Genomic DNA, 21809 nt, shown 5'->3' with positions numbered 1-21809 from the left:
GGCAGGATTTAACGAACGGGTTATAAGGTCACTTCGTTGAGCGTCATCACTTTTGCCCCCCAGTCGCCGATCACAACCGTCGTGACGGAGGCGGGCGCAATATCAAACCTCGGCCAAGCATCGAGCGGCAGTCCCAGAACATGACTGACAGCCGCCTTGATGACATCGGCATGAGACACAAGAGCTATTCGCTTCTCATTCCCGCCCCTGGTCAGGCTCTCCATAAGGCCGAAAATTCGGGTCTGGACCTCCAGCATGGTCTCGCCTCCTGGGGTGCGGGCGAGGCTGCGTGTGTTATTCCAGCGGCGCCACAGGGGATCGTCATTGAGAACGTCGAACGTCTTTCCGGACCAGTTGCCGAAATTCACCTCGTCCAAAGCATCGTCGGTTCGCGGTAGAGACAGGCCACAGGCTGATGCGATACCTTCTGCCGTCTCCCGTGTTCGTTCGCGCGGGCTGGTGTAGATCTCATTGATGTCCTCGCGCCGCAGCCTCTGCCCGAGACGCTGAACTTGCGAGCGGCCGGCTTCGCCCAGCGAGATACCGGCTGTACGGCCCGCCAGGAAATTCCCGACATTGTCGTGTGCCGCGTGACGTACCAGGAAGAACGTTGCCGTCATTCCGCGGCTCCGCGCAGAACATCCTCCTGGTCATCAATGAAATTCTGCGTTCGGCGGCGGGCCTCGTAATCGGTGAATTGTTGCGGCGGTGATTTCATGAAATAGCTCGACGGCCCTGTCAGAGCTCCGCCCAGGCCCCGGTCGAGGGCCAGTTTCGCGCAGCGTATTGCGTCGATGACCACGCCGGCGGAATTGGGCGAGTCCCACACCTCAAGCTTGAGCTCTGCGTTGAGCGGCACGCCGCCGAAAGTGGTGCCCTCGAGCCTGATATAAGCCCATTTGCGATCGGTGAGCCACGGGACGTGGTCACTTGGTCCGACGTGTACATCGTCCGCTGGAAGCGGAATATCCAATTGGCTGGTGACCGACTGGGTCTTGGAGATCTTCTTCGATTCCAGCCGCTCGCGCTCCAGCATGTTAAGAAAATCGGTGTTTCCGCCGAAATTGAGCTGGTAGGTCCGATCTACACGGACGCCCCGTTCGCGGAAGAGATTGACGAGCATTCGGTGGACGATCGTTGCCCCCACCTGGCTTTTGATATCGTCGCCGATGATCGGCAGCTTTCGGGCAGCGAACTTCTGCTGCCATTCCGGTTTGGAGGCTATGAATACCGGGATGCAATTGATAAAGGCGCAACCCGCCGCCAGTGCCTGTTCGGCGTACCACTTCGTTGCTTCTTCCGAGCCAACGGGAAGATAGGAAACCAGCACGTCCGTTCGGGTTCGCCTGAGGATTTCCACCACGTCCGCCGGCGGCTCCGTCGATTCCTCGATCCGATCCTTAAGATACTTCCCTATCCCATCCATCGTCCTGCCGCGTTTCACCTCCACGCCAAGCGGAGCGACATCTGCGAAACGTTGCGTGTTGTTTGGCTCGGCGTAGATCGCTTCCGCGACATCGCGCCCTACCTTTGAAGCCGCAACATCGAAGGCTGCGGATATCTCAATATCGTGCACGTGATATCCGCCGAGATCAATGTGCATGAGGCCTGGAACCGGCTCGTTTTCCCGGGCGTTATCATAGTAGGTAAGTCCTTGAACCAATGACGAGGCGCAATTGCCAACTCCCACCAATCCAACGCGAATGGATTTCGAACGCATGGTTCCCTCCAAGGGCTGCTTGCTGAGGCATCTACAAAGCTAACAAGCGGGAGCCGCCACAGTTCCCAGCCCTCCCGATTATTTCAATCGCGTCTGAAGATCATCCGACGAGTTCAGGCAGGCATTGCGGCAGAGAAGGAGGACCGGATGCTGGTCTATGGCGATGTCGAGCACATCGAGAATGCGGCAGCAGTACACGCATCGATTTCACGAATGATGATGGCGTGCTTCGAAATGCAGGCGAGCCGGCAGCGCCACGAAACTCTGGTTCGAGCGTTTATCCTGACTGGAGAACTGGTTCAGGGATTGGCCGATCAGGAATTCGGGAGAAAAGGCGCGGACGATATGTCCGAGCTTCAGGACGCAGGCGCGAAACTTCTGCGCATGCAGGCACGCGCGATCATGCAATCGTGGCGAAACGGATTTGCCGGCGTTTTGTCCTTTCCAGAGGATTGGACAGCCAAACTCGAATCTCTCTCCAGTGCCGATCCGGTGCGGATGAAGCGCGCCGAGGGATACGCCTTTTATGCTTTGTATCCCGAGAGCTATATCGAGGCGGCTTCGATCTCAAATTTGACGCCTAAAACAGTAGTCCTCGGGATCCGAAGCATCGGGACCGGACTGGCGGCTCTGGTTTCCGCCGCCTTGGGTGCCGAGCCGGCCTATTCGCTGCGCCCGACTGGCCATCCCTTCGAGCGATGCTTGCGCGTCACACCGGCTCTTTCCAAGCGCATTCTCGCCGACCGTGACACCGATTTCGCCATCGTCGATGAGGGGCCGGGGCTGTCGGGGAGCTCGTTTGGCTGCGTTGCGGACTGGTTGCAGGTGAACGGCGTCGCGTCTGGTCGGCTTCATTTTTTCCCGAGCCACACGGGTGAACCGGGCCCGCATGCAAGCGGGCCGCATCGGACCCGTTGGCGAGGTCGGCCACGCCATGTCGTCAGCTTCGACGATCTGACCCTCAAAGCTCGAGATCCGAAACATCGTCTGCAGACATGGGCGGCCGATGTTGTCGGAGGCGTGCGTTCGTCGTGGCGGGACCTGTCGGGTGGCGCATGGCGCGCTGTTCGGTATCGCGATCCTTCATATTGGCCGCCGAGCTATATGCAGATGGAAAAACGCAAATTCCTGATGGAAGCCGAAGGAGGGGCATGGCTTGTCAAGTTTGCCGGGCTTTGCGGGAGCGATGTGGACAAGGCCCAAAGAGGCTCTTTGCTGAGCGAAGCCGGCTTTATTCCTAGGATTGCCGGCACCTGTTACGGATTTATTGTCGAGGAGTGGCTGGATGGAACGCCCCTCGACCATAGCCGTGCAAGCAGGCGCGACATCATCGATCACCTCGGACGTTATCTCGGTTTTCGTGCCCGTCACCTCCCGGCACGAAACGGCGGCGCGTCGATTCAGAAACTGTGTGAGATGGCTGTTTTCAATATTGCGGAAGCGGGGGGATCGGACATGGCGGAAAAATTGAGGTGCATGATAGGCACGCCCGAGCGGCTAGCCGGACGATTGCGACGAGTCGATACGGACAACCGGCTTCACCCATGGGAATGGCTGACGACCACCACCGGGCGCATCATGAAGACGGATGCACTCGACCACAATGCGGCCCATGATCTGATCGGGTGCCAGGACATTGCCTGGGACGTCGTGGGTGCCTGCGTGGAATTCGAATTCTCGAGCAAGGAGCGCGATCGTCTTGCCGATCTCATCGGCCGGGAAGCGGACTGCGATCTGCGCGACGATGTGCTCAAGTTTTTTGAGCCCTGCTATCTCGGTTTTCAGATAGGCCTGTGGTCGCAGGCGAGGGCCAGCGTCGATGGCGCCGAGGCGGAGCGCATTGAAAATACCATCAAACGTTACCTGGACCGCCTGCGGCAATTGATCGGACCCTGACTGCGAAGCAGTCTGGGTCGGAAAATTTCTCAGCAAAGTGACGGAGGCGGTTCCGCCATCGGATGGCGGCTTCCATGTTCCACCAGATAAACTTCACGTTCCGGATTAGCACGAATGACAAACCCGGCGCTTCTCAGCATCGCTTCGACCGCCGCCTTGTTCGGAATGAACCAATTGGTCGGGTCGCCAGCGTAACGTTCTTCCACGAAATACATTTTTGGAAAGCCGCGCTGCTCAAATATCGTCGTGTTGAAGAAGTCGTAATTTTCGCTGAGTGCCGCGACTTCCTCTTCACCCCGCTGCATGCATTGAAACAGCATTTGGCCGCCTACGACATGCTCATGCAGAAGGTCGAGTGCCAGGAGCGGATGCCGCAGGTGATAAAGGACACCCATGAAAAGGACCAGGTCAAATCTCTCCTTCAGTTTTTCAACCTCGTACACCGACATTAGCTTGAAATCGATATCCTCACCTGTCTGTCTGGCTGCGAACTCGGCTTGCCTGAGATAATGCGGATCGGAATCGATACCGACGACCCGTCCGGCATTTCTTCTCTTCATTTCAAGTGAATAGAATCCGGCGTTGCAGCCGATGTCGAGAACGCTGCATCCCTGGAGATCTTCAGGCACGACCTGCTGAAAGTGGGCCCATTTGAAGGATGGATAGTCACCCAGGAAATGATCCGGCGCGGTCTGAACGCCGTTAATTCGCAGATTGTGAAACCACGGCCTCAGGGCTGCGATGTCGCTTTCCAATCGAGCCTTCTCGTTCATTCCGTACTCCGATCCGCAGTGTCGATCATTGCTTCGACTGCGCCGCCGAGATGTGTGTTCGGTTACGTTTGAATTTTCTGATCGCCGACCGTATCTGCTCGACGGACCGAGGGCCGATCCCCGCGAGCTCGAGAAGTTCGGCGTTCTTCATATCTGCCAATTGGCTCATTCGGTGAACTCCACTTCTGGCCAGCGAACGGGCGATCCATCCAGGGAGACAGGTGGTCAATAAGGGATCTTCGGTATCTCCCCCTCCAATCTTCGTCCGCTTTTGAGATACCTGCGGCATGTTCAGCTTTAGCCGGCTTCGTCAGATTGTGGCCGAACCCTCTTGATGGTTTTCGGTTCCCGCTGAAGAAGAAAAACCCGCCAATTGTGTGCGAGATTGTCCTTCTCGGCCCACACAAAGATCTCTGGACGGTGAACTTAATCATGGGAATTGTTCGACGGATTGGTGTTGGGCGGCATATCTCCCGGACGGATGATGCGCGAATTACCGGTGTCGGGCGCCGGCTCCACCATCTCGGCGTCGCCGACGGGAGGGGGCCTGAGTTCGCCGTTGCATTCGTCCAGTTTCTTGGAGAGATCTTGATGGTCATCCGTTGAACCGCGGCCCTGGTTTGGCTGTGGCGGGGCGACACATTTGTCAGGCGGCGCCTGCGCGTTCGCTTGGAGCGGCAGGGGAAGGATCGCCACGGCGAGCGACAGCGCGCTGAGGAGTCGTTTGAACTTCCGGGATGTGGTCGGCATGCCTGAAATCTCCGTTTCGTGTTTATCCAGATGTCGTCTCGGTCCTTCTTCGAATTCGGCCTCCACCAAGTCTTTAGGGGCCGGTCGCAGGGGCAATCTGCATCTGCACAGGCTGAAACTTGTCCTGCACTCCGGAAAGTGGTTCCTGGCGGGTCAAGCGCTCGTCGGCCGAGGCCGGATGTTCCTGGGTTTGGGCGGTCGAATTCGTCGTTTCCGTTCCGACGCCGGGGTTCGAATCGAAAGTCCGCGCCGTTTTCGAATTCGTCGAGCCTTGCGGAGTCCCCGACAGCTGGTCCGTGCCAATTGGCTGCGGCGTGACTTTGCCGTCGGATGAAGCGACGCGCCAAACGGTATTGCCGGCATCATCGGCAACAAGCAGCGCTCCTGTCCCATCGATCCCCACTCCGACCGGCCGCCCTTTTGCCTGATCACCCTGAATGAAGCCTGTGATGACGTCCTGCGCCTTGCCTGATGGCCTGCCATTCTGGAACGGTACGAAGACAACTTTGTAGCCATTGAAGCTATTCCGGTTCCAGCTGCCGTGCTCGCCGATGAAGGCGCCGTTGGCGTATGCGGCTGGCAGCGAGGACTTCATCGAGAAGGTTAGTCCGAGCGCGGCAACATGGCTGGACAGGGCGTAGTCCGGCGGGATTGCCTTTTCGATCATATCGGTTCGGGGTGGATGAACGCGAGCGTCGACGTGATTGCCGTAGTAGCTCCACGGCCAGCCGTAGAAGCCGCCGTCCTCCACAGAGGTCATATAGTCGGGAACGAGGTTCGGGCCGAGTTCGTCACGCTCATTGACGACAGTCCAGAGCGCACCCGTTTCGGGGTTGAAGGCGAGACCGTTCGGATTGCGCAGACCGGAGGCGAAAACGCGGGCGGCGCCGGTCTTCCGGTCGACCTGCCAGACCGCTGCACGGCCTTTTTCTGCTTCGAGCCCGTTCTCGACGATGTTGGAATTCGATCCGACCGAGACATAGAGCGTCTGGCCGTCGGGGCTGAGGGCCAGATCCTTTGTCCAATGATGATTGATCGGGCCGCCGGGAAGCGGCGTCAGGATTTTCGGCTGCGCGGTAATCTCGTTCCGGCCGAGTTCGTAAGGGTAGGCAAGGATGGCGCTCGTCGTGGCGACGTAAAGCGTGTTGTCTATCCAGGCAAGGCCAAAGGGGGAATCGAGCTTCTTCAGCAGGTCATGGCGTTCGTCGACGGTGCCGTCGCGATTGGTGTCACGCAGCAGGGTAATGATATTGCTCTCTTTCTGTTCACCGCTGCCGCCGTGGGCGATCGACATGATCCAGCCGCGGATGAGATCCTTCGGCCGCGAGGTCGGTTCGCCGGTCGGGCCGCGGGACTGGACGACGAGGACGTCGCCGTTTGGCAGGGTATGGACCGTGCGTGGATTGGCGAGGCCATTCGCATAGGCACTGATCTTCAAGCCGTCGGGAACGGCAGGCGTCTCTCTTTCCTTCCAGCCGACCACTTCCGCGACCTTGAGATCAGATATCAGGGAGGAAGATGGCTCAGGCAGAACCGGATTCGGGCCGATCTGCTGCGACAGATCGAATTCGGTGTCCTGCGCCGACGCGCCGAATCCGAGGAAAAGCGATAGAGCCGAGGTGCCGAGAATGAGGGACCTCATCATCATATCCTCCAGGCCAATCTGGCATATTTGCGGGCGGAAACAGCGGCTGCCACCAGGCAAAGCGCTGATGTAACGGCCGAGAGCGTCAGTCCATAAGGAACCACCGCAGTCCATCCGTCGCCGGCATGGACAAGGCTGTTCAGGAAGGCAAGGGCGAGGATGATCAGGTAGAGAAGCACAGACGGGAAAGCCGCCCGCAGCGGACGGGTGCGGGGCCGCGCAAGGTCAATCAAACCAGCCAGGATCGCAATCACGCCGAACACCAGGCCGGCACACAACAGCCAGGCGGAGAAGTTCTGCCACATGAGGTTGTTGCTCTGCCAGAAGGCGATATCGGTCGCGAGCGCAAGCGTGAAGCAGACGAAAGGAAACGGGACGAAGAGCGACTGTATCGGATAGGCGGTCGCGTCTCGATCGGTGGGGGAAAGTACAGCCATGGCATGCTCCGAGCGGCAAGAGCGCAGATATGCGATTCAACCATGGAGGCAGCGGATGGTTCCGTTACAGCGGCACCGGTCTTTCGATCGCCTCTTCGGCGGAAGCGTGGAATTGCGGCCGCCTTTCGCCTTGCACAACCGGAATGACAATGTGGGGGCACTACCCTCTGTCGGTCATTCCTGCGACAGACAGAGGAATGACGAAGGGGGTGGCGTTTCACCTGAAAGTGCGACGGTGCCAGATCGCCGGCGAACACGGGGGCGAAGCGCCGACCTTTATCGTTGCGCACTCACGACGAGCCAGCGGGTCGGCTTGCCGTCATATCCGCCACCATCGCTTTCCTCGACGGCGAGATTGCGCCAGCCGCCTGCCGTCAGAAGCGCCGACAGCCAATCGGCGGATGGATAGTTGTAATAGCGCCCGAAGCCATCATGCCCTTCGGCTTCTCCCGACTTGAAGCTTGCGTGAAGGATGCCGCCGGTTCTGAGCGCGCGGTGGATACGGGCGAAGATGTCGGGCAGGGTCGATCTCGGGACATGAAGGAGGCTCGCTTCGGCCCAGACGCCGTCGAACGCGGCCTCAGCGTTGAGATCCTCAAACAGCATGACACTGACCTTCCTGCCGATTCGCGCCTCGGCCTGTGCCGCGAGTTCGGGTGAGCCGTCGGTTGGCGTCACGTCGAAACCTTGAGCGAGCATGTAGGCGCTGTCCTGGCCGCCGCCGCAGCCAAGTTCGAGGATCGCGGCCCCCGGCGCAAGTCGGGCAAGGAAAGTGTCGAGCTTCTGTTTCGGCAGGCTGCGTGCGCGGTTGGCGTATATCTCTGCGTTATTGTCGTAGAAGGCGGAGGTGCTGTCATGGGGCATGGGGGGCTGCCGGTCCGGGTCGTCGGTTGGATTGGAGATGTCTTTCGGCAAGCCGGTCGGCGCCGATGATGTCGATGACGAGGATGCCGTCGGGTATTTCCCGGTAGAAGGCGACATGGCGCATATGGAGGAGGCGGCGCAGGCCGGTGCCGAGCGCGTCGCACTCGTCGCCCATGGAGGGCACGCGCGAAAGAAGTATGAAAATCCGGTCCCAGTCGAGAAGGTAGGCATCCGCCTGCGCCTCGCCGAAATGCAGATTGGCATATTCGTCGATGTCTGACAGTACGGCGTCGGCCGTTCGGGTCAGTCTATAGGTTGATGTCACGCAGCTTCACCTTCGTTTCCAACAGGATATCGGGAATGCGCCGGTCGCTGATACCGCTCTCCTCGGCCTGCCTCAGGATCTCGCGCAGTTCGTCGTCGTCGAGCTTACGATGGTCCTGGTCCTTCACGATCAGCTCCGCCATGAATGCGTCGGCGCTGTCGTATCTGCCGCTTGCGATACGGCGCGCGATGTAATCCGCCAGATTATCCGGAAGCGAGATCGTCATTTTCGCCATTGAATTCGCTGCCGTCCGTGCGTGCCGGTTCAGCTGTCCCTGATGCCCGTTACCATTCCCCACCCTGTGATAGAAGCGTTGCCCCCCGCAGTCGAGCGCTTGGGTCACACGATGGTCGGTCTTCTTATCGATGTGGACGGCACGTTCGAGATTCTTGAAACGTGTCGCAAGTCAGGATGTCGGCGTCGTGGCGCTCGCGATCGCGTAAATGATCGCATCGGCGGCGGCGAGTTTGAGAACTGCGGCCAGCCCGATGGCTTTGCGGGCGAGACCGAGAGCGGCGCCACCATGTCGGTGTTGGCGCCGCCGTTCGCGTGGAAGGTCTGAAGTTCAGGCCGGGATGAGGCGCGTCCAGCCGTGCTCATCGTTCGTTACGCCCTTCTGTAGACTGACGAGCTGCTGGCGCAGTTCGCTGGTCAGCTTGCCGGTCTGTCCGTCTCCGACCAGAAACTCGCCGCCGGCATGTCGAACCAGGCCGATCCCCGCCAGGACTGCGGCAGTGCCGCAAGCGAAGGCTTCGACGAGCCTGCCGCTGGCGGCATCCTCTTGCCATTCCGCGAAGGAGTAGGGACGCTGCTCCACGCGCAAGCCCCTTTCTTCTGCGAGCACGATGACGGAAGCCCGGGTGATGCCCGGCAGGATCGTACCGCCAAGGGGCGGGGTCACCATCGATCCATCGTTCATCACAAAGAAGACGTTCATGCCGCCGAGTTCTTCGACCCAGCGATGCTCCGCGGCGTCGAGGAAGACGACCTGATCGCAACCCCTCTTCGACGCCTCGGCTTGCGCCACGAGACTGGCTGCGTAGTTTCCGCCGCATTTTGCAGCGCCGGTGCCGCCGTTGGCTGCACGGGTGTATTCGGTTTCGACCCAAAGAGAGACGGCCTTCGCGCCGCCCTTGAAGTAGGCGCCGACCGGTGAGGCGATGATGCAGAAGACATATTCCTGAGCCGGACGAACGCCGAGAAACGCCTCGTTGGCGAACATGAAGGGGCGAAGGTAGAGGCTGGCGTCGCCGGACGGAATCCAGGCCTTGTCGACGCGGACCAGTGCTTCGACCGCCTTCAGGAAGAGTTCTTCGGGCACAGGAGGCATGGCCATGCGGGTCGCCGACTGCGCGAAGCGGCGTGCGTTCTCTTCAGGCCGAAAGAGCAGAATCCGGCCATCGTCTGCCTTGTAGGCTTTCATGCCCTCGAAGATTTCCTGAGCGTAGTGCAGCACGGCGCTTGCAGGATCGAGCTCCAAGGGCCGCCTGGGCGTAACCTTCGCATCGTGCCAGCCCTTGTCGGCCGTCCATCGTGCCAGGATCATGTGATCCGTGAAAATCTTGCCGAAGCCGGGTGCCTCCAGTGCCTGGATGCGGTCGGCGTCAGAGACGGGGGACTTGTGGAATTCGATTTTGATTTCAGGAGAGGCCGACGTTACGGTCATTGCTGGCACCTTGATAGTACATTGAATAGTGGGGCGACACTACCGCCGCCGAGCCGGTCTTGGAAAGGTCTGAAGCAGCGGTTTCGGCTTGATCAGAGGGATAATCGCTCGATGTGGCCGACGTCGAGCAGCAAATTCGGAATCGAGCGCCGTCGATCGTCGATAGCGTTACCATCAAGTGAATCCGCGACATCAGCGCGAATTTTGCACCAAGGCCTTGGAAATAAGATCTCCGACTTGTCACCATCACAAGAAAATAGGTCAGCATTGTTGACATAATTTCCGCCGCATGGTTTGTCGGCGATATAGAAAATACGAGGAAACCTCCATGCTGAACTGGGACACCATGTTTGCGTCGCGCTCGTCGCGCATGCGCGCATCCGAAATCCGCGAGCTCCTGAAGCTTCTCGACCAGCCCGACATCATTTCCTTTGCCGGCGGCATTCCGGATCCCGCGCTGTTTCCGGCCGAGGAATTCCAGCGGGCCTATGCCGATATTTTCTCGGGTGCGGCCGTCAACTCGGCGCTGCAATATTCGGTCAGCGAAGGCTATAAGCCGCTGCGCGAATGGCTGGTCGAGCAGATGGGTGCGCTCGGTATTCCCTGCGGACTCGACAATGTCTTCATTGTCTCGGGCTCGCAGCAGGGGCTCGATTATCTCGGCAAACTCTTCCTGTCGCCCAATGATACCGCGCTCGTGACCTGGCCGACCTATCTTGGCGCGCTGCAGGCCTTCAACGCCTATGAACCGGCCTATGACCAGCTGACGCCGAGCGGCAACCGGACGCCCGAGTCCTATCGCGTTGCCGCGGCCGCTGCCGGCGGCAAGGTGAAATTCGCCTATCTCTCCGCAGATTTCTCCAATCCGACCGGCGAAACCGTCGATCTCGATGGCCGCAAGAAAGTGCTGGCGCTTGCCGAAGAGCTCGATATCGCCGTCATCGAGGATGCGGCCTACCAGTCGCTGCGTTATGACGGCGAGCCGATCCCGCCGATCCTGGCGCTGGAGATCGCCGACAAGGGCCATATCAACGGTACACGCACGATCTATTGCGGCAGCTTCTCCAAGACGCTGGCGCCCGGCCTTCGCGTCGGCTTCATCGTTGCCAATGCGCCCGTCATCCGCAAGCTGGTGCTGATGAAGCAGGCGGCCGACCTGCATTCCTCGACGATCAACCAGATGGCGATATCGGATGTCGCCGTGCGCGGTTTCGACAAACAGGTCGCCAAGATCAAAGCGGTCTACAGCCATCGCCGCGACTGCATTCTGGCGGCGCTCGAGAAATACATGCCCAAGGGCACCAGCTGGACGAAGCCGGAAGGCGGCATGTTCATCTGGATCACGCTGCCGGAGGGCATGGACGGCGCCAAGCTGCTGGCGAAATCGCTCGAAACCGGCAAGGTCGCCTTCGTGCCCGGCAAAGCCTTCTTCGCCGACGGCTCCGGCGCCAACACATTCCGCGTCAGCTTCTCCTGCGCCAATGAGCAGATGATCGAGGATGGAATCGGCCGGTTGGGCAAGCTGATCTCGGATGAGATTGGCGGGTGACTGCTTGAGAGGCGCTCTGCCGTGCAGCCCCCTCATCCGACCCTTCGGGCCACCTTCTCCCCGCTGGGGAGAAGGGAGGGAGCAAGCCGCTCGCTCCTCTTTTCCATAGCGGGGATGAGCGCGAGACGGTGCCACAACCCCTTCTCCCCGGCGGGGAGAAGGTGGCGGCAGCCGGATGAGGGGGCTGCACGGCACGTCCTCTCATCCTCATTCCTGTGACGAGCACAGGAATGAGGATGAGAGGAGTACTTCCGCCATCCTCTCTCAGAGAGAGGGTAAGCGTTATCCTTCCATCACCACCGTCTTGGGAAATCAACCAAGCAGAACGCCAATCAAAAAATCGTGGTCCACCCCTCGTTCGCGGTCTCGCTCTTGCCGTAGCCGACGCGGTCGGCGACTGCTCCGTCGGTGTTGCGCAGGATGATGTCACCGCCGCGGTTGGCGAGCTGCGGGCCGCCGGCGGCAGCGTTGAGTGCTATGGTGCGTAGTTCGCCTGCGGCAAGCGTTCCCGACAGGGTCTGCATCCGGCCGTTTTCGTCCTCCAGCTTCCAGCCATCGAGCGAGACGGATATGTCGGAGCGGTTGATGATCGTCACCGTCTCATTCTCGATGCCGCCTTCGCCGTTCACCGGGTTGATCAGCGCCGCGATGATGCGCAGCGACGAGGCGACGACCGGCTGCGGCCGGCGGGTGCCTTCGCCACGGCCCTGGCCGCCGCGATCCTCGGCCACCGGATAGCCGGTCGCCGCATCAGTGTTCCAGTTCTGTGACTGGAAGCAAAGGAAGATCGCCGCCCATTCGTCGGTGTCGGTGAAATGGACTAGCAGCGCGCCGTCCTGGTTCGGCCCGTTGGTGGCCTTGAAGCCGCCATTGTCGCCCTGGTTCATGTGGATGTCATGGATGCCGTTGCCCGGCTCGAAGTGGAAATATTCGTCAGGCTTGTTGTTCTCAGGCCCCCAGGCCTCGCCGAAGGCATAGAAGTGGATATCGGGATCGGCAATGCCTTCCTCGACGATCGGCTCGATGAACTCGCGCAGATCGTTCTTCGGGCCGGAGAGCTGGAAGGGCGCGACATCCATATCCTCTCGCTCGACCAGCCCGCCGCGGACGTAATCGATCGCAAGCTCCGGGCGGTCCTTGCGAATGTCGGTCAGGCCCATCGGCAGGGCTTCGAGCGCCTCCGTCAGCGCCTGGTGCTTGAAATCGACGATATTGACGTAGAGCAGGTCGTGCGGCGACGTCTTCGAGCGGACATTGAGCGCGATGCGGTAGCTGACGCCTGCCGCCTCGATGCGGATTTCGATATGGGGATTGTTGTCGTCATCGAGGGCAAGCGCGCTCGCCATACCCTTCAGGACCTTGTAATTCTTCAGCATGAGAACCTCCCTGGCGGTGGCGGGATCTCATGCTGGCACTGATAAAGTGCATCTTTTGTGACGCGTATCCTCCGCCGTGCAATGCCTCGGGGCTATGGCTGGAGATGCGGGCCGAAAAGCTCGAGGTCGGCTTCGCCGAGCCTGTCGCTCGCCGTGTTCAACTGGTGCCAATAAGGGTAGAGCATCGCCGGCAGGCTGACGGCGTCGAGGCGCTTGCGTTCCTCCTCCGTCAGCTTCAGCTCGGCGGCGGCGATGTTGTCGCGGAACTGGGCTTCGGTGCGCCCACCGATGATGACCGAAGTGACCGCCTTGCGGCCGATCAGCCAGGCGAGGGCAATTTGCGCGGCTGAGACGCCCCGTTCCTCACCGATCGCGACCAGCGTCTCGACGATATTCCAGAGGCGGTTTTCATCGCGGATCGGCGGTTCGGTCCAGCCGGCGAACTGGCGTGTTCCCTCGGGTGCTGCCTGGTTGCGGCGATGCTTGCCGGAAAGCAGGCCGCCGGCAAGCGGGCTCCAGACGAGCACGCCGAGGCCCTGGTCGATTGCGATCGGCAGCAGCTCGTATTCGGCGTCGCGCGCCTCCAGCGTATAGTGGATCTGCTGGCTGACGAAGCGCTGGTAGCGGTGCTCTTTGGCGATGCCCAGCGCCTTCATGATGTGCCAGCCGGAATAGTTCGAGCAGCCGACATAACGCACCTTGCCCTGCCGGATCAGCGTGTCGAGTGCTTCCATCGTCTCTTCGAGCGGTGTCTGGCCGTCCCATTCATGCACCTGGTAGAGATCGATGACATCGGTCTTCAGGCGCTTCAGGCTCGCCTCGCATTCGCGGATCAGGTGGTAGCGCGACAGGCCGCGGTCGTTCGGGCCGTCGCCCATGCCGAAGCGGGCCTTGGTGGCGAGCAGCACGCCCTGTGGCCGCTTGCCGGCGAGCGCCTCGCCGATGATGTTTTCGCATTCGCCTGAGGAATAGACGTTGGCGGTGTCGATCAGATTGATGCCGGCATCGATGCAGATGTCGATCATCTTCTTCGCCTCGGAGACGCCGAGATCGCCGACCATCTTCGCCCAGCCGACGCCGCCGAAGGTCATCGTGCCCATGGTCAAAGTCGAAATCTTCAGGCCGGAACGGCCGAGCAGACGATATTCCATTGAAACTCCTCCTCGTCATCGAAATGCGATTGACGTAACGCATAGCGGGGGAATGGCAAGAGCAGGTTTATGCTTGGGTGAAAACCGCTCATGCCTGATGCTATCCGGTTAAAGACCCCGCCCCAAACCCCTCCCCACAAGGGGGAGGGGCTTAAACTGCCGCACCCGCAAAATCTTTGGTCTTTCGGGAGGAGCGATAGGGTGCCCCCAAGTTAGTGCCTCCCCCTTGTGGGGAGGGTCGCCGGACGCAGGGCCTCACGATGAAAGCCTTACGTTCCGTTGCTGCCGCGCGAGAATAGTTAACCGGTTGGCTTCGACGAAAGCCAGGAGATCCGATGTAGCAGGATTGACGACGCGGTGAGGGACGCCTCGCGTCAGCTCGCTTCCTTGTCCTTCTTGTGAATATTGTCGCGGAGCGAAGCGATCGTATCGCGAATCCTGCCGACGGTCTCGACGTCGAGACCGACAGCTTTGCCGATGCAATCGAACACGTGGGTGGCGCGACTCTTGAGGGCCTGCCCCTTCTGCGTCAGGCGCAGAAGCACCTGGCGCTCGTCGGCGGGATTGCGGTTGCGGGTGACGAGGCCGACATTTTCCAGCCGCTTCAAGAGCGGGGTGAGGGTGCTGGAATCAAGGAAAAGCGTTTCCCCGAGATCCTTCACCGTGCGGTCGTCGCGCGCCCACAAGGCGGTCATGACGAGGAATTGCGGATAGGTGAGATCCAACTCGTCGAGCAGGGGGCGGTAAAGCTGGTTGAAGGCATGGCCTGCCGAATAGATTGAAAAGCAAAGCATTTCATCGACTTTCGGCACGTCGGCGAGATCATTCGTTGGGGTGTCTTTCATCACACTCTCCTCTCACCTCAATATAATTTGTGCGCGATCTATTTGCAAGCTATTGACGCTCGGCGTGTTGTCCTCTATTTAGATATCGCACAAAGAAATCGCTTGCAAACAACATGTCGAAGGGAATGCAACTTGTGGCTCCCGGTTCGGCTCCCATTGAAACTCAACGACGAAAGGAAATGCCCCATGTTCAAGTTTGCTGCTGTGGCCGCCCTGGCGGGCGCTCTTCTTTCCGGTGCTGCCGTCGCTCAGCCGGCCAAACCGACCGTCGTCCTCGTTCACGGCGCCTTTGCCGATTCCTCCAGCTGGAACGGCGTCGTCGAGATCCTGCGTAAGGACGGCTTCTCGGTCGTTGCTGCCGCCAATCCGCTGCGCAGCGTATCGGGCGATGCCGCCTATGTGTCCGATGTCGTCGGCAGCATTGCCGGCCCCGTCGTCTTGGTCGGCCATTCCTATGGAGGGCAGGTGATCTCGACCGCCGCGAACGGCCATGACAACGTCAAGTCCCTGGTCTATGTCGCCGCCTTCGCGCCGGATGCCGGGGAATCGGTTGCCGATCTCGCCGGCAAGTTTCCCGGCGGCACGCTGAGCGGAGCGCTTGCGGCTCCGGTAAAACTCAGCGCAGGCGGCGTCGATCTCTCTATCGATCAAGCCAAGTTCCATGACCAGTTCGCCAGCGACGTGCCGGCCGAACAGGCTGCCCTGATGGCGGCGGCCCAGCGACCGGTCACGGAAGCAGCCCTGACCGAAAAATCCGGTGAGCCCGCCTGGAAGAAGCTGCCGTCATGGTTTGTCTATGGCACCGGCGACAAGAACATTCCGGCCGCAGCCCTTGGCTTCATGGCCGAGAGAGCAGGGTCGAAGCGGACCGTCGTGGTCGAGGGCGCGTCCCACGTCGTGATGGTTTCACAGCCCCAGAAGGTGGCGGAGCTCATCGAAGAGGCCGCGAAGTAACGTCTCTCGGAGAGGCGACGGCAATGCAGTGGTTTCAAGGCGTAGCGCAGCCGCTGCGCCTTGTCACATCTCTGTCAACGACCCCTAATAAGGGAGGGTGACGCAATTCCCGAGGACCCCTCCCATGAAGACGATCGTTTCCGCCGCAGCTCTTCTCGCCGCGAGCTTCCTTGCCATTCCGGCTTCGGCCGCAAACCTCGTTCTCTACACCAGCCAGCCGAACGAAGACGCGCAGGCGACGGTCGACGGCTTCATGGCCGCAAATCCCGATATCAAGGTCGACTGGGTGCGCGACGGCACGCCGAAGATCATCGCCAAGCTGCAGGCCGAGATCCAGGCCGGCAATCCGGTCGCCGACATCCTCCTCATCGCGGACATGGTGACGCTGGAGCGCCTCAAGGAAGACGGCAAGCTGCTGGCCTATAAGTCGCCGGAAGCCGCAGGGTACGAAGCCAGCCTCTATGACGCTGACGGCTACTATTATTCGACCAAGCTGATCACCACCGGCATCATGTACAACACCTCAGCCGCGATGAAGCCGACGAGCTGGAAGGACCTGACCAAGCCGGAAGCCAAGGGCCTCGTCACCATGCCGAGCCCGCTCACTTCGGGCGCCGCGCTCATCCACGCACAGACGCTGGCCGCCGTTCCCGGCCTCGGTTGGGACTTCTACAAGGCGCTTGCCGAAAACGGCGCGATCGCGGCCGGTGGCAACGGCGCCGTCCTGAAGTCGGTTGCTTCGGGCGAGAAGGCTTACGGCATGGTCGTCGATTACCTGCCGATGCGCGAGAAGACCAAGGGCGCGCCCGTCGAGTTCGTCTTCCCGAGCGAAGGCGTTTCGGCCGTGACCGAGCCGGTCGGCATTCTCGCCAGCACCAAGAATGCCGAGGCCGCTAAGAAGTTCGTCGATTACGTGCTCTCGGAAAAGGGCCAGGAAGGCTTCCTGAAGCTCGGGTACATCCCGGCCCGCAACGGCATGAAGCTGCCGGAAGGTTTCCCGGCGCGTGATGCCATCAAGGTCCTGCCGATCAAAGCTGCCGAAGCGCTCAAGAATACCGACCAGGATCTGAAGACCTTCTCGGGCATTTACGGCTCGAACTGATCCTTTCATGCAGGGATATGCAAGACCAGGAAACAGCCAGCCCACCTGGCTGTTTCCTTTTATCGTCAGCATCGTTCTTATCCTCAGCGCGCTGCCGCTCGCCCGTCTCGCCATGGTCGGGATAACGGCCTTCGCCAGCGGCGGTGTCGTCGATGTGCTGAGCGAGCCGTCGCTCTGGCAGGCCACCTGTTACACCCTCGTCACCGCGGTTTTGGGCACGATCATCTCGCTTGCCATCGGCTGCCTCTTCGCCTTCCTGCTGACGCTGACGGATCTTCCCGGCAAGGGGCCGCTCAGCTTTTTCTTCGTGCTGCCGATGATGATCCCGCCGCAGGTGACCGCGCTCGCCTGGGTGCAGATGTCGGGACCGTCGAGCCCGCTGTTGAAGGCGCTCTCGCTTGCGCCGCCGCTGGGCTCGCCGCAGCCGTTCTATTCCGTGGGCGGCATCGCCCTGCTCTATGGCGTGCAGCATGCGCCGCTTGTCTATCTCGCGCTCAGGGCAGGGCTGATGACGCTGCCGCGTGACGGCGTGGAGGCCGCACGGCTTTCTGGCGCCTCAAGTCTCAGGGTATTCCGCGATATCATCCTGCCGCTTTCTCTGCCCGGCATTACCGCCGGGGCGGCGATCTCCTTCGTTTCCTGCACCGGCAATTTCGGCATCCCCGCCATTCTCGGCATCCCCGCCTCGATCTACACGCTGCCGACGCTCATCTTCACCAAATTCTCAGCTTTCACCAGCCGCACCTTCGGAGATGTCGCCGTGCTCTCTGGCATCATTGCGATGATCTCGGTCGCAGGGCTGATGATCCAGGACCGCGCGCTCAGAGGCCGGGACTATCGTGTCATCGGCCTGTCAGGGGCAAGTGCCGCTTTCCAGCTCGGCGCCTGGCGCTTCCTTGCTACGCCGCTTCTCTGGGCCATCCTGTTCTTCATGCTGGCCGCACCCTTCTTCGCGCTCGTCGCCGGCGCGCTGGTGCCGGCCTATGGCGTGCCGCTCACCTTCAAGACCATGTCGCTGCACGCTTTTCAGGAGATCCTGTTCCGGCAGGCGGTGACGCGCACGGCCTTTATCAATTCACTGTCGCTTGCCGGCGCTACGGCGCTTGGTCTCCTTGTCGTGACGGTGCTTGCGGCCTATGCGTTGACGCGACGGAGAGATACCGTTTCCCGCATCGTCGCTAGCCTAATCGAGATACCCTATTCGCTGCCGGGCATCGTCATGGCGGTGGCCTTCATCCTGGTTTTCGCCGCACCGATCCCGGTCCTCAACGTCTCGCTCTACGGCACGATCTGGATCATCCTGATCGCCTATTTCTCCTCCTTCTTCGCCGTCAGCCTGAAACCCCTCGTCAGCGCCTTCCATCAGCTCGATCCGGCGCTGGAGGAGGCGGCGCGGCTTTCCGGCGCCGGCTTCTTCCGCAGGCTTTGCGATATCGTCGTGCCGCTGATCTCGCCCGCCGCCGGCGCATCGGTCATCCTCGTCTTTCTCATCGCCTGTAACGAGCTGACGATCTCCGCACTGCTCTGGTCGGCCGGCACCCAGACGCTCGGGGTCGCCATCTACAATCTCGACGACAGCGGCAGTTCCGACCTTGCCTCTGCGCTCTCGGTGCTCGCCGTCCTGATGGTCGTCGTCATGATGCTGGTGCTCGAACTCCTGGCGAAGCGACTGCCGAAAGGAGTGGTCCCATGGCGCAACTGATCCTCAACCGGTTGGCCAAGGATTTCGGCACCGGACGCGCCGCCGTTAGCGACTTTTCGCTCGATGTTCGCGAGGGCGGTTTCCTGGCGCTGCTCGGGCCTTCCGGCTGCGGCAAGACGACGGTTCTGAGGATGATCGCCGGTTTCGAGACGCCCTCCGACGGCTCGATCCATCTCGGCGAGCGGCTGCTGGCGGATGCCGCCCAATCGCTGCCGCCCGAGAAGCGCAACATGGCGATGGTCTTCCAGTCCTATGCGCTCTGGCCGCATATGAGCGTTGCCGATAATGTCGGTTATCCCCTCAAGGTTCGCGGCATCTCGGGCGCGGCCTACCGGGCAAAGGTCAGCGAGGCGCTTTCCACCGTCCGGCTCGCCGACTATGCCGGGCGGCGGCCGGCCGATCTCTCGGGCGGCCAGCGCCAACGCGTGGCGCTCGCCCGCTGCCTGGTGACTTCGCCCGCCGTCGTGCTGCTCGACGAGCCGCTTGCCAATCTCGACCGGCACCTGAAGCAGGAGATGGAGGAAACCTTCCGCGAGTTCCATAAGCGCTCGGGTGCAACGATGATCTACGTCACCCACGACCAGAGCGAGGCGATGGCGCTCGCAACCGACGTCGCCGTCATGTCGGAAGGCCGGGCCTTGCTTCTGCGGTGATACGGTCGAAGCTCAACAATATAGGGTTGAAAGTTCCTGGTATCTTCTTTCGAATCGCCAACTGGTTGAATATTTTCCAGCTTCGAACTAGAGCAGATCCTGCGATCGATGAATCGATTGCGAAGTAACGGCGCAGGTCGAAGCTGATTCAAGATCCACTTTGGAGCTGCGGATGATGGCACGGTCTTGAGCGATGGCCTTCGATCGCGGGTGTTGAAACATAGGCTCCAGTGGCAGCGAGGCAACGCTGAGACTCAATTTCAATGTGAGCGGGGGATAAGATTGCGATATACGGGCATTATTCTGAGTATTGTAACGGCTCTAGCGTCGTGTGCTACTTCACCCTATGACACACCGGAGATACGTCGCGTCGGGTCAGCCGCGGGGGCATTGGGCAAGTGCTTGGAGCGGTCCACAAAATCGTATCTTGTTTCAAACAAAGATCCGGAAAAAGTCGCTTCAATGCTCGATAACTCATGCATGGCGGAACGAAAGGCCGAGGCGGATGCCAAGCTCGCGGCTGGTCTACCGGTGGATTATTTCGATTACGGAAAAGGGCGACACGAAGTCTCATTATGGTGGGTGCGATTTACAGTAGAGTCAGAACAAGCGGTTAAGATCCCCCCGAAGCATGGGCCATATTAAAGACTGCTGCACATGACATTGCTGCTACCCGCCACGGTGTGCGGACCGATGGCCGCGGTCGTTTTCAGGCCACGTCGGCTTATTCTCTGCCCGAGCACTGCCAGCGGATGATGCGGCAGCCGCCGGTCTGCCTGCTGCAGCTGCCGATCGCTTGGCGCTCGGCTTCGCGGCGGTCGTAACCCCAGCCGGAGCCCCCGCCGCCGCGATAGCCGACGGCGGCCACGCCGCAGCCGTTGCAGAACCAGATGGCGATTCGGCAGTCATTTGCGCTGTCGTCGCAATTGCGCCTCGCGACGGTTTCGGCGGCGCCTCTGTTGCCATAGGCATGGGACCAGCCGGTGGTGCCTGATGACGGCGAATAGGCGATGGCGCCATAGGTGTCGGCGAGCGCCGGGCCGGCGTCGGCAAGGAGCGCCAGAACTGCAAGTGATGCCAGAATTCGTTTCATGAAATGCCCCCGCGTGCGAATTGGCAATAGCCGTCCGCGGCAAACGATCAGAGGCCAGTGGGAGAATGTCAGCCATCCAAGTCGCAGTTGGTCGCTTTCGGCTTCAAAAGCCTCGGCTGTCCGCACTTTTCTTGGCCTCGCCATCTTTTCCTGCCGCTTCTGCTGGTTAAGGTAGCGCCTGCAACCGGACTCATTCCATGTCGCTTCGCCTCGCCACCTTCAACGTCGAAAACCTGCTGACCCGTTTCGATTTCACCGGCTTCCGCAACCAGCTGCGCCAGGACCGCGTCATCAAGCTTTTCGAGGTGAACAGCGAGGGCGTTTATCAGCAGCTCGAGCAGGCGCGGGTGATCGCCGCCACCGATGATACGAGGCAGATGACGGCGCTGGCGATCGCGGATGCCGACGCCGATATTCTCTGCCTGCAGGAAATCGACAACATGGCCGCTCTTCAGGCGTTCGAATACGGCTATCTCTTCCGCATGGTCGGAAACGGCTATCGGCAGAAATTCCTGGTTGAGGGCAATGACAGCCGCGGCATCGATGTCGCCGTCTTGATGCGCGAGGAAACGCGCGACGGCCAGAAGATCGAGCTCAAGGATATCAGAAGCCATGCGATGACGACCTATCGAGATTTCGATCTCTTCGACGAGGAACTGGCGCTTACCAACCGTATCGACGACAAGATCTTCAAGCGCGACTGCCTGGAGCTCGACCTCCTGATCGGCGGCAGGCCTTTCTCGCTCTATGTCGTGCATTTCAAGTCAATGGGCAATCCGCGCGATGGGCTGGACGGGCGGCAATCGACACTGCCGCTCCGTCGCGCCGAGGCGCGCGCCGTGCGTCGCATCATCGAGGACCGCTTCGGCGCCGGCCATACAGCTTCGAAGAGCTTTGCCATCAGCGGCGACATGAACGACTATCAGGAGCGCGTCGACGTCGTTGGGCGGCGTGGCGCCGGTTATCATTTCGAGCATCAGGTGGAGACCGAAAGCGCGCTCGACGTCTTCAGCCATGACAGCTTTGCTGAAAATGTCGTACGCCGTCGTCAGCCCCTCGACCGCTGGACGCTCTATCATGCGCGCGGGCCGCAGGAGCAGCACCTTTGCCAGCTCGATTATATCTGGCTTTCGCCCGCACTTGCCGCCCATAATGCCGGCCGCGCGCCTGAGATCATCCGCAGCGGCCAACCCTACCGCACCATCTTTCCGCCGGGGCAGGAGGTGGAGCGTTATCCCCGTACCGGCTGGGACCGGCCGAAGGCCTCCGACCATTGCCCCGTCGTCATGACACTGGATCTCCCCTGAA

General features: G+C 60.7%; 22 protein-coding genes and 1 pseudogene. 8 read left to right on the top strand and 15 right to left on the bottom strand.

Going from position 1 to position 21809, the window contains the following annotated elements; translation table 11 throughout:
* Positions 1 to 20: 20 nt before the first annotated feature.
* Both Tal182_RS15210 and Tal182_RS15205 read right to left on the bottom strand, forming a co-directional pair.
* Positions 21 to 620 carry a histidine phosphatase family protein gene (locus tag Tal182_RS15210; protein WP_085859970.1) on the bottom strand — a complete coding sequence of 200 codons (600 nt, stop codon included), beginning with the start codon at positions 618 to 620 and terminating at the stop codon, positions 21 to 23.
* Positions 617 to 1720 carry an inositol-3-phosphate synthase gene (locus tag Tal182_RS15205; RefSeq protein WP_085859969.1) on the bottom strand — a complete coding sequence of 368 codons (1104 nt, stop codon included), beginning with the start codon at positions 1718 to 1720 and terminating at the stop codon, positions 617 to 619. The genes Tal182_RS15210 and Tal182_RS15205 overlap by 4 nt, the downstream gene beginning before the upstream one ends.
* Before the next feature lie 147 nt (positions 1721 to 1867).
* Between Tal182_RS15205 and Tal182_RS15200 the strand changes: the two genes are divergently transcribed.
* On the top strand, positions 1868 to 3616 hold the full coding sequence (locus tag Tal182_RS15200; RefSeq protein WP_085859968.1) for a hypothetical protein: 1749 nt from the start codon (positions 1868 to 1870) through the stop codon (positions 3614 to 3616).
* A gap of 29 nt (positions 3617 to 3645) precedes the next feature.
* On the opposite strand, the gene Tal182_RS15195 is transcribed toward Tal182_RS15200, so the two are convergent.
* From Tal182_RS15195 to Tal182_RS15165, 7 genes are all read right to left on the bottom strand, one after another.
* Positions 3646 to 4389 (bottom strand): TIGR04290 family methyltransferase, encoded by a 744-nt coding sequence (locus Tal182_RS15195; protein WP_085859967.1) that lies wholly within the window; start codon positions 4387 to 4389, stop codon positions 3646 to 3648.
* A 426-nt stretch (positions 4390 to 4815) separates the two neighbouring features.
* Positions 4816 to 5139, bottom strand: coding sequence for a hypothetical protein (locus Tal182_RS15190; RefSeq protein WP_085859966.1), 324 nt, complete (start codon positions 5137 to 5139; stop codon positions 4816 to 4818).
* A gap of 73 nt (positions 5140 to 5212) precedes the next feature.
* Entirely contained in the window at positions 5213 to 6784 is a 1572-nt protein-coding gene (locus tag Tal182_RS15185; protein ID WP_085859965.1) for a sorbosone dehydrogenase family protein, read from the bottom strand.
* Complete coding sequence (locus tag Tal182_RS15180; protein ID WP_064803625.1) at positions 6784 to 7221, bottom strand: DUF2231 domain-containing protein; 438 nt, start codon at positions 7219 to 7221, stop codon at positions 6784 to 6786. Before Tal182_RS15180 ends, Tal182_RS15185 begins: the two co-directional genes overlap by 1 nt.
* Before the next feature lie 276 nt (positions 7222 to 7497).
* Positions 7498 to 8085, bottom strand: a complete 588-nt coding sequence (locus tag Tal182_RS15175; protein ID WP_085859964.1) for a class I SAM-dependent methyltransferase — start codon at positions 8083 to 8085, stop codon at positions 7498 to 7500.
* Positions 8075 to 8410 (bottom strand): type II toxin-antitoxin system RelE/ParE family toxin, encoded by a 336-nt coding sequence (locus Tal182_RS15170; protein ID WP_064810749.1) that lies wholly within the window; start codon positions 8408 to 8410, stop codon positions 8075 to 8077. Before Tal182_RS15170 ends, Tal182_RS15175 begins: the two co-directional genes overlap by 11 nt.
* Positions 8394 to 8645, bottom strand: a complete 252-nt coding sequence (locus tag Tal182_RS15165; protein WP_064810748.1) for a hypothetical protein — start codon at positions 8643 to 8645, stop codon at positions 8394 to 8396. Before Tal182_RS15165 ends, Tal182_RS15170 begins: the two co-directional genes overlap by 17 nt.
* Positions 8646 to 8756: 111 nt before the next feature.
* Here Tal182_RS15165 and Tal182_RS32310 point away from each other — a divergent pair, with 111 nt between their 5' ends.
* Positions 8757 to 8972, top strand: a complete 216-nt coding sequence (locus Tal182_RS32310) for a hypothetical protein (RefSeq protein ID WP_064816676.1) — start codon at positions 8757 to 8759, stop codon at positions 8970 to 8972.
* 3 nt (positions 8973 to 8975) lie between these two features.
* Here Tal182_RS32310 and Tal182_RS15155 read toward each other — a convergent pair whose 3' ends face one another.
* Together Tal182_RS15155 and Tal182_RS31745 are read right to left on the bottom strand one after the other, a co-directional pair.
* Positions 8976 to 10076 carry a branched-chain amino acid aminotransferase gene (locus Tal182_RS15155; RefSeq protein WP_064803619.1) on the bottom strand — a complete coding sequence of 367 codons (1101 nt, stop codon included), beginning with the start codon at positions 10074 to 10076 and terminating at the stop codon, positions 8976 to 8978.
* On the bottom strand, positions 10051 to 10344 hold the full coding sequence (locus Tal182_RS31745) for a hypothetical protein (RefSeq protein ID WP_125461488.1): 294 nt from the start codon (positions 10342 to 10344) through the stop codon (positions 10051 to 10053). Before Tal182_RS31745 ends, Tal182_RS15155 begins: the two co-directional genes overlap by 26 nt.
* 60 nt (positions 10345 to 10404) lie before the next feature.
* On the opposite strand from Tal182_RS31745, the gene Tal182_RS15150 reads away from it, so the two are divergent.
* Positions 10405 to 11625 carry a PLP-dependent aminotransferase family protein gene (locus tag Tal182_RS15150; protein WP_085859963.1) on the top strand — a complete coding sequence of 407 codons (1221 nt, stop codon included), beginning with the start codon at positions 10405 to 10407 and terminating at the stop codon, positions 11623 to 11625.
* Between the two features lie 332 nt (positions 11626 to 11957).
* Here the strand turns inward: Tal182_RS15150 and Tal182_RS15145 are convergent, their stop codons facing one another.
* The 3 genes from Tal182_RS15145 to Tal182_RS15135 all read right to left on the bottom strand — a co-directional run bounded on the left by Tal182_RS15145 (position 11958) and on the right by Tal182_RS15135 (position 14997).
* Complete coding sequence (locus Tal182_RS15145) at positions 11958 to 13001, bottom strand: DUF2278 family protein (protein ID WP_085859962.1); 1044 nt, start codon at positions 12999 to 13001, stop codon at positions 11958 to 11960.
* Positions 13002 to 13093: 92 nt separating this feature from the next.
* The gene (locus tag Tal182_RS15140) at positions 13094 to 14152 is read right to left on the bottom strand and encodes an aldo/keto reductase (protein WP_085859961.1); all 1059 of its coding nucleotides are present in this window, start codon (positions 14150 to 14152) and stop codon (positions 13094 to 13096) included.
* A gap of 374 nt (positions 14153 to 14526) precedes the next feature.
* Positions 14527 to 14997 (bottom strand): MarR family transcriptional regulator, encoded by a 471-nt coding sequence (locus Tal182_RS15135; RefSeq protein WP_064803612.1) that lies wholly within the window; start codon positions 14995 to 14997, stop codon positions 14527 to 14529.
* A gap of 186 nt (positions 14998 to 15183) precedes the next feature.
* On the opposite strand from Tal182_RS15135, the gene Tal182_RS15130 reads away from it, so the two are divergent.
* The 4 genes and pseudogenes from Tal182_RS15130 to Tal182_RS15115 all read left to right on the top strand — a co-directional run.
* Entirely contained in the window at positions 15184 to 15951 is a 768-nt protein-coding gene (locus Tal182_RS15130) for an alpha/beta hydrolase (protein WP_085859960.1), read from the top strand.
* A gap of 124 nt (positions 15952 to 16075) precedes the next feature.
* Positions 16076 to 17053, top strand: coding sequence for an ABC transporter substrate-binding protein (locus Tal182_RS15125; RefSeq protein WP_085859959.1), 978 nt, complete (start codon positions 16076 to 16078; stop codon positions 17051 to 17053).
* Positions 17054 to 17060: 7 nt separating this feature from the next.
* Entirely contained in the window at positions 17061 to 18755 is a 1695-nt protein-coding gene (locus tag Tal182_RS15120; protein WP_085859958.1) for an iron ABC transporter permease, read from the top strand.
* Positions 18743 to 19390 (top strand): annotated as a pseudogene (locus Tal182_RS15115) (ABC transporter ATP-binding protein); the annotation flags it as partial. The gene Tal182_RS15120 and the pseudogene Tal182_RS15115, both read left to right, overlap by 13 nt.
* A gap of 742 nt (positions 19391 to 20132) precedes the next feature.
* On the opposite strand, the gene Tal182_RS15110 reads toward Tal182_RS15115, so the two are convergent.
* Positions 20133 to 20501: a DUF4189 domain-containing protein gene (locus Tal182_RS15110; RefSeq protein ID WP_085860954.1), complete on the bottom strand. Its 369-nt coding sequence runs from the start codon at positions 20499 to 20501 to the stop codon at positions 20133 to 20135.
* Between the two features lie 197 nt (positions 20502 to 20698).
* Between Tal182_RS15110 and Tal182_RS15105 the strand changes: the two genes are divergently transcribed.
* Positions 20699 to 21808: an endonuclease/exonuclease/phosphatase family protein gene (locus Tal182_RS15105; RefSeq protein ID WP_085859957.1), complete on the top strand. Its 1110-nt coding sequence runs from the start codon at positions 20699 to 20701 to the stop codon at positions 21806 to 21808.
* Position 21809 lies beyond the last annotated feature (1 nt).

The sequence above is a fragment of the Rhizobium sp. TAL182 genome (assembly GCF_002117725.1).
Taxonomy (GTDB): Bacteria; Pseudomonadota; Alphaproteobacteria; order Rhizobiales; family Rhizobiaceae; genus Rhizobium; species Rhizobium esperanzae.
Note: the sequence above shows the minus strand (reverse complement) of the source record. Positions and strands in the feature narration are given on the sequence as shown.